Source organism: Staphylococcus sp. HMSC62A08 (assembly GCF_001839105.1).
GTDB lineage: Bacteria > Bacillota > Bacilli > Staphylococcales > Staphylococcaceae > Staphylococcus > Staphylococcus caprae.
On sequence record NZ_KV840033.1, the window covers coordinates 339 to 656 of the forward strand.

At 38.4% G+C, this 318-nt stretch carries 1 protein-coding gene; it reads right to left on the reverse strand.

The genetic code is table 11. The features are described 5' to 3' along the window. Window positions 1–318 (reverse strand): putative Ig domain-containing protein (locus HMPREF3264_RS05025; protein WP_141764449.1); only part of this gene is annotated, 318 nt, incomplete at both ends.

The window sequence follows — 318 nt, forward strand, 5'->3', positions numbered from 1 at the left end:
TCTGGGAGTCCACTTACTTTGTTCGTTACTACCTGACCACTGTTATCTGTTACTTCAATCTTAATTGGATCAATCGATGTATTAACCTCTTTGGTTTGATCTTTGATTGATGTCACCATCGGTGCTGTTTTATCTACAACTTCGATAGTAAATGTTGTTTCTATTTTATTTCCTGATGCGTCTGTTGTTATCACAGTAATTGGATAACTTCCTACCTTCGTTGGTGTTCCGCTAATGGTATTTGTCTCACTATCGAAACTTACTCCAGCCGGTAAACCACTTACTTTGTTGGTTACATCCTGACCGCTATTGTCTGAA